The following is a 6,755-nucleotide window of genomic DNA, read 5'->3' as shown; positions in this document are numbered from 1 at the left end:
TCAATATTCCTGCACCATTGTTAGATGCGATGGGGGGACGGATCGCGGAAGGTTGTCCGGGTGTTGGAAGTCCCGGTCGCTGCATTGGAGAAGGCGCTTAGGCAAATCCGGGCGCGGAATTCAAGGGTGTGGCGCGAGCTTCTTAGGAAGCGAAGCAATTGGAAGTGGTTCCAAGAAAAGCCTCTAAGCTTCAGTCTAACGATGACCGTACCGCAAACCGACACAGGTGGGCGAGATGAGTATTCTAAGGCGCTTGAGAGAACTCGGGAGAAGGAACTCGGCAAATTGGTACCGTAACTTCGGGATAAGGTACGCCCTTNAGGCAGAAATGCGTAGCTGATGGGAAGCAGGTCAATATTCCTGCACCATTGTTAGATGCGATGGGGGGACGGATCGCGGAAGGTTGTCCGGGTGTTGGAAGTCCCGGTCGCTGCATTGGAGAAGGCGCTTAGGCAAATCCGGGCGCGGAATTCAAGGGTGTGGCGCGAGCTCCTTAGGGAGCGAAGCAATTGGAAGTGGTTCCAAGAAAAGCCTCTAAGCTTCAGTCTAACGATGACCGTACCGCAAACCGACACAGGTGGGCGAGATGAGTATTCTAAGGCGCTTGAGAGAACTCGGGAGAAGGAACTCGGCAAATTGGTACCGTAACTTCGGGATAAGGTACGCCCTTGTAGCTTGATGCCCCTGCGGGCAGAGGGTGAAGGGGTTGCAATAAACTGGTGGCTGCGACTGTTTAATAAAAACACAGCACTCTGCAAACACGAAAGTGGACGTATAGGGTGTGACGCCTGCCCGGTGCCGGAAGATTAAATGATGGGGTGCAAGCTCTTGATTGAAGTCCCGGTAAACGGCGGCCGTAACTATAACGGTCCTAAGGTAGCGAAATTCCTTGTCGGGTAAGTTCCGACCTGCACGAATGGCGTAACGATGGCCACACTGTCTCCTCCCGAGACTCAGCGAAGTTGAAGTGTTTGTGATGATGCAATCTACCCGCGGCTAGACGGAAAGACCCCATGAACCTTTACTGTAGCTTTGCATTGGACTTTGAACCGATCTGTGTAGGATAGGTGGGAGGCTATGAAACCGGAACGCTAGTTTCGGTGGAGCCGTCCTTGAAATACCACCCTGGTTTGTTTGAGGTTCTAACCTTGGCCCGTGATCCGGGTCGGGGACAGTGCATGGTAGGCAGTTTGACTGGGGCGGTCTCCTCCCAAAGCGTAACGGAGGAGTACGAAGGTACGCTAGGTACGGTCGGAAATCGTGCTGATAGTGCAATGGCATAAGCGTGCTTAACTGCGAGACCGACAAGTCGAGCAGGTGCGAAAGCAGGTCATAGTGATCCGGTGGTTCTGTATGGAAGGGCCATCGCTCAACGGATAAAAGGTACTCTGGGGATAACAGGCTGATACCGCCCAAGAGTTCATATCGACGGCGGTGTTTGGCACCTCGATGTCGGCTCATCTCATCCTGGGGCTGTAGCCGGTCCCAAGGGTATGGCTGTTCGCCATTTAAAGAGGTACGTGAGCTGGGTTTAAAACGTCGTGAGACAGTTTGGTCCCTATCTGCCGTGGGCGTTGGATATTTGAAGGGGGCTGCTCCTAGTACGAGAGGACCGGAGTGGACGAACCTCTGGTGTACCGGTTGTCACGCCAGTGGCATCGCCGGGTAGCTATGTTCGGAAGAGATAACCGCTGAAAGCATCTAAGCGGGAAACTCGCCTTAAGATGAGATATCCCTGGGGACTAGATCCCCTTGAAGGGTCGTTCGAGACCAGGACGTTGATAGGTCGGGTGTGTAAGCGCAGTAATGCGTTCAGCTAACCGATACTAATTGCCCGTAAGGCTTGACCCTATAACCAGTCTGTTTTGCAGGCTGCAGAATTCTCGTGTGATACACACAACCCAAGATTACTGCTTCTTCCCGGATTGGTCGCCTCGCGAAGCGAGACGACCCCCCCTTTTGCCTGATGACCATAGCGAGTCGGTCCCACCCCTTCCCATCCCGAACAGGACCGTGAAACGACTCTACGCCGATGATAGTGCGGATTGCCCGTGTGAAAGTAGGTAATCGTCAGGCTCCCCTTACTGAAAAACCCCCGCCCAACCGGCGGGGGTTTTTTGTTTTGGGCCTTCTCAGGCCTCGTCCAGACAGCTTCGCACTCCGGACGCTGCGCCGAACCACCCCCTCCCCCAGCCTCTTCAACTGCCGTTGTGTAATGACACCAGCGGCGTCTGCCCCGATCGGGCTTCAAGCCAAATTCTATTTCTTTAATTAAATTTAACTATTAGATTGTTTATTGACATAGCTCAAGTGATGCCTTGCAAAATGATTACAGTTTTGCCTGACTCTGTCACAATTGGCACTTCGGCTGGTCAATTGTGAAACGGCGTTTCAGCTGGGGTGCGTCCTGCGCGCTCCACCCGGCCGACTGAGGAGCGAAATCACGAGCAGGTCGATTTCGCTCACCGGAGAGCGGACCCGATGGTCCATGCGCGCAAAGGCGCGCAACCTTCGTCGGATATTAGGAATTCTAAATTTTGAAAACCGTTCGTCTGGCTTTGGTTTTGTCACTTTACTTAAACGGGTTGTATACATGAAAAAGCATCTTCTTGCCCTCGCCATCGCAGCTATCCCGGCGTCCGCGGTATTGGCTGCCAGCGCCAACACCATCAACTTCCACGGCGAAGTGACGGACCAGACGTGTGAAGTCGCGATCAACGGCGCCACGGCCAACCCGACCGTGCTGCTGCCGACCGTTTCTTCGTCGAAGCTCGCGAGCGCAGGCAGCACCGCCGGTCTGACGACCTTCGCAGTCGGCGTCAGCGGCTGTACGGCTCCGACCACCGCAGCTCAGTCGATCAAGACCGTATTCATGGGCAACCAGACCACGACCGCCGGCAACCTCGACAACGTCGGCACCGCAAAGGGCGTCGCACTGCAGCTGCTCGATCCCTCCGCACCGTCGTCGCCGTTCAACCTGAGCGGCGCGGAAGGCTATGCCGCCACGGGCCTGAGCCTCGGCGTCGGCCAGACGTCGGCTTCGTATGACTTCGCCGTTCAGTACATCTCGGAACAGGGCGGCGTCGCGCCTGGTTCCGTGAAGGGCAGCGTGCAGTATCAAGTGAGCTATCGCTAATCTAGTTTGACGAGCCATCGGATCTGCGTTGTCACGCAGGTCCGATTATTTATTCGCAGTGCAGAGTAAATGGGGCCCGCTCAGGGGATGTTCATGAATTCATTACGTACAGGAGTTTTCAGGGCAATCGCCGTCCTCGCGCTTGGCGCGCAGGCCGGCATGGCCTTTGGCAGCGTCGTATTGCCCAATACACGTGTGATTTACGACGGCAGCGCGCCCGAGCGCAGCCTCCAATTCAGCAATCGCGATGATGGTCCGAGCGTGATGCAGGTCTGGGTCGACGCGGGCGACGAACGCTCGACGCCGAAGACCGCGGATGCGCCTTTCCTCGTGACCCCGCCGATCTTCCGTATCGACGCGAAGGGCGGCCAGATGGTGCGCGTCGTCTATACGGGGAAGGATCTGCCGCAGGATCGTGAAACGGTGTTTTATCTCAATACGCTGCAGGTGCCGTCGGTGAATGCCGCCTATGCGGAAGAGAACCAGATGCTCGTGATGCTGCGCAACCGGCTCAAGCTCTTCTATCGCCCGTCGGGTATCGCGGACAGCGCGCCAAGCGCGCCCGAAAAACTCAGCTTCAGCATCAGCGGGCAGGGCAAGAGCGAGCGCATCGCCGCGAAAAATGCGTCGTCCTATTACATCTCGCTGGTGAGCGGCAGCCTCGCCTGCGGCTCGCATACCGCAACGTTCGAGCCGGACATGATCGCGCCGCGCGCCGATGCAACCTGGAATCTGAAAGGTAGCTGTCCGCTCGACAGCTCCGCCATTCGCGTGAAAATCCGCTACGTCGACGACTACGGCGCAGTTCGCGAATCCGAATACCCGATCACCGCACAAGGCGTGAAGTGATATGTCCGGTCGACAAAACAACCTCGTATCCGTCTCCGAGAGCGGAAAGGCGCAATGGCCTTTCCAGCTGTCGCTTATCGGCGCCGCGCTTGGCTTCGCAGTCCCGGCCGGCCACGCATGGGCCGCACCGGGTCAGGACGATGCGGGGGCGTCCGCCAGCTCGACCGACACCTATAACTTCGATAGCTCGTTGTTGCTGGGCACGCCGCTCGGCGTCGCCGACATCGAACGCTTCAACAAGGCAAGCACGATCGAGCCGGGCAGCTATCGCGTCGACGTCTACGTCAACAACGTTTTCATCACCCGTAAAACGGTCGATTTTCGAAGTACCGCGAGCGGTGACGTTCAACCGTGCCTGAGCGACGCGTTGCTGGGGGCGAGCGGCATACTGCTGCAGCCGGCCGACGCCGACTTGGGCGCTGACGCTGGCGCACCCGACGGCGCAGCAGCCGACGCTGACGTGTCCGACGCATCGACCGAGCATCGCACCGCCGATGCCGCGCACGGGCGTCGCGACGCCGCCGAAGCGAACGGCGCTCGGTGCGTCGCGCTGTCCGAGCGCGTGCCCGGCGCGTCGGCGAAGTTCGACCTGTCGCGCCTGCGTCTCGACGTCAGCGTGCCGCAGACGCAGATGCGGCACGTGCCGCGCGGCACGATCGATCCGGCCAGCCTCGACGCGGGCCGGACGATGGCCTATTTCAATTACGACACGAACTACTACACCGCGTCGTCGCTCGGCAGCCAGTCGAATTCGGTTTACGCCGGCATCAACGCGGGCCTGAACATCGGGCTGTGGCGCTTCCATCAGCAGTCCGCCTATACGTTCAACGGCACCGTCTCCGGCAACGCCAGCCGCTGGGACAACATCCGCACGTACGTCGAGCGGCCGCTCGTGTCGATCGGCAGCAAGCTCGTCGTCGGCGACAACTTCACCGGCGGCAGCTTGTTGAGTCCTGTCGGCTATCGCGGCATTCATCTCGAGAGCGACGACCGCATGCTGCCCGATTCACTGCGCGGCTATGCGCCGACCGTGAAGGGTGTCGCGAACACGAATGCGCGCGTCGTCGTCAGCCAGAACGGCAACGTGATCTATCAGGCGACGGTCGCGCCGGGCCCGTTCGCGTTCAGCGACCTCAATCCGACCAGCTATCAGGGCGACCTGACCGTGCAGGTGTTCGAGGCGAACGGGCATGTGTCCACGTTCAAGGTGCCGTTCTCGGCCGTGTCGAATTCACTGCGGCCCGGTGCGTCGCGCTACAGCTTCACGCTCGGGCAGGTGCGCCAGATCGAAGGCTCGCACGCGGCGTTCGCGGACCTGACGTACGAGCGCGGCCTGACCAACATGCTCACCGTCAACGGTGGCGCGCGCGTGTCCGTCGATTATCAGTCGCTGCTCGGCGGTGTCGTGTTCGCGACGTCGTATGGCGCGTTCGGCCTGAACGCGGCCTGGTCGAACGCGCTCGACGAGCGCGGCAAGCGCGTGCACGGCTGGCTCGGCTCGATCAACTACAGCCACACGATTCAACCGACGCTGACGACGATCGCGCTGACCGGCTATCACTATTCGACCCGCGGCTACCGCGATTTCGCGAGCGCGCTGACCTCGCGAAACGCGTATCGCGACGCGAGCGGCTGGCTGCCGAGCACGTATCAGCAGCGCGACCAGTTGACGCTCAACGTCAACCAGAGCCTCGGGCGCCTCGGTTCGCTGTCGCTGTCGGCGTCGACGAGCAGCTATTACGGCTCGCGATCGCGCGACACGCAGTATCAGTTCAGCTACAGCAACAATTACCGCTCGATCAGCTACAACCTGTCGGTCGTCCGCCAGCGGACCGGCAGCATCAACGGCGTCGGCCGGTCCGGCGTCGGGCGCGCGTCGCTCACGAACTGGGCGTCCGAAGCCAGCACCGCGGTCATGGCGACGATCTCGATCCCGCTCGGCTCGAGCCCGCGTGCGCCGACGTTCTCCGGCAGCGTCGCGAGCGCGACCGATCAGGGCGCGTCGTATCAGGCATCCGTGAACGGCACCGTCGGCGAATCGCAGTCGCTCAGCTACGGTCTGACCGTATCGGGCGACACGAGCGCGGCGCCGAGCTACGGCGGCAACGTACAGAAGAACCTGTCGATGATCACGGTCGGCGCGAACTATTCGCAGGGCAAGGGTTACTGGCAGGCCGGCGCGAACGCGCGGGGCGCGCTCGTCGCGCACGGGGGCGGCGTCACGCTCGGCCCGTATCTCGGCGACACGTTCGGCATCGTCGAGGCGAAGGGCGCGGAAGGGGCGACCGTGCGCAATACGCAGGGCACGAAGATCGACCGCTTCGGCTACGCGATCATTCCGTCGCTGACGCCTTACCGCTACAACGACGTCGCGCTCGACGCGAAGGGCATCAACCGCAACGCGGAACTGACCGCGAACGAGATCCGCGTCGCGCCTTACGCGGGCTCGGCGGTGCTGCTCAAGTTCGCGACGCGCACCGGCCACGCGCTGCTGATCCACGCGACCGACGCGGATGGCGACGCACTGCCGCTCGGCGCGGACGTGCGGGACGGCACCGGAGCGACGATCGGTGTCGTCGGGCAGGGTGGTCAGGTCTACGCGCGCGTGCCGGATCAGCAAGGCTCGCTGACCGTCAAATGGGGCGATCGTCGTGAAGAGCAGTGCGCGATCGACTATCGCCTCAACGGGCAGGATTCGAAGGCGCTGATCACGCGTTTCGACGCGCGCTGCACGCCGATCGAGACCACGGCGCTCGCGCATTGAGGGACG

General features: G+C 60.6%; 3 protein-coding genes and 2 rRNA genes. All 5 read left to right on the top strand.

Going from position 1 to position 6,755, the window contains the following annotated elements:
• Nucleotides 1-1,851: ribosomal RNA gene (locus tag HZI36_RS04830) — 23S ribosomal RNA — on the top strand; the annotation flags it as partial.
• 111 nt (nucleotides 1,852-1,962) lie between these two features.
• A 5S ribosomal RNA gene (rrf, locus tag HZI36_RS04825) occupies nucleotides 1,963-2,076 on the top strand.
• 517 nt (nucleotides 2,077-2,593) lie between these two features.
• A complete protein-coding gene (locus tag HZI36_RS04820) occupies nucleotides 2,594-3,136 on the top strand; it encodes a fimbrial protein (protein ID WP_179401488.1) in 543 nt (180 codons plus the stop codon).
• A gap of 69 nt (nucleotides 3,137-3,205) precedes the next feature.
• Nucleotides 3,206-3,985 carry a fimbrial biogenesis chaperone gene (locus HZI36_RS04815; protein ID WP_246326959.1) on the top strand — a complete coding sequence of 260 codons (780 nt, stop codon included), beginning with the start codon at nucleotides 3,206-3,208 and terminating at the stop codon, nucleotides 3,983-3,985.
• Nucleotide 3,986: 1 nt separating this feature from the next.
• Nucleotides 3,987-6,749, top strand: a complete 2,763-nt coding sequence (locus HZI36_RS04810; protein ID WP_179401487.1) for a fimbria/pilus outer membrane usher protein — start codon at nucleotides 3,987-3,989, stop codon at nucleotides 6,747-6,749.
• The last annotated feature ends 6 nt before the right edge of the window (nucleotides 6,750-6,755 follow it).

Source organism: Burkholderia guangdongensis, from assembly GCF_013403875.1.
GTDB classification, from domain to species: Bacteria; Pseudomonadota; Gammaproteobacteria; order Burkholderiales; family Burkholderiaceae; genus Burkholderia; species Burkholderia guangdongensis.
This window is presented reverse-complemented; position numbering and strand designations above follow the sequence as displayed.

What these genes read in the sequence shown, in the direction of transcription:
- HZI36_RS04815 (WP_246326959.1), top strand. Translation starts at nt 3,206, where the DNA reads ATGGGGCCCGCTCAGGGGATGTTCATGAATTCATTACGTACAGGAGTT.
- HZI36_RS04810 (WP_179401487.1), top strand. Translation starts at nt 3,987, where the DNA reads ATGTCCGGTCGACAAAACAACCTCGTATCCGTCTCCGAGAGCGGAAAG.
- HZI36_RS04820 (WP_179401488.1), top strand. Translation starts at nt 2,594, where the DNA reads ATGAAAAAGCATCTTCTTGCCCTCGCCATCGCAGCTATCCCGGCGTCC.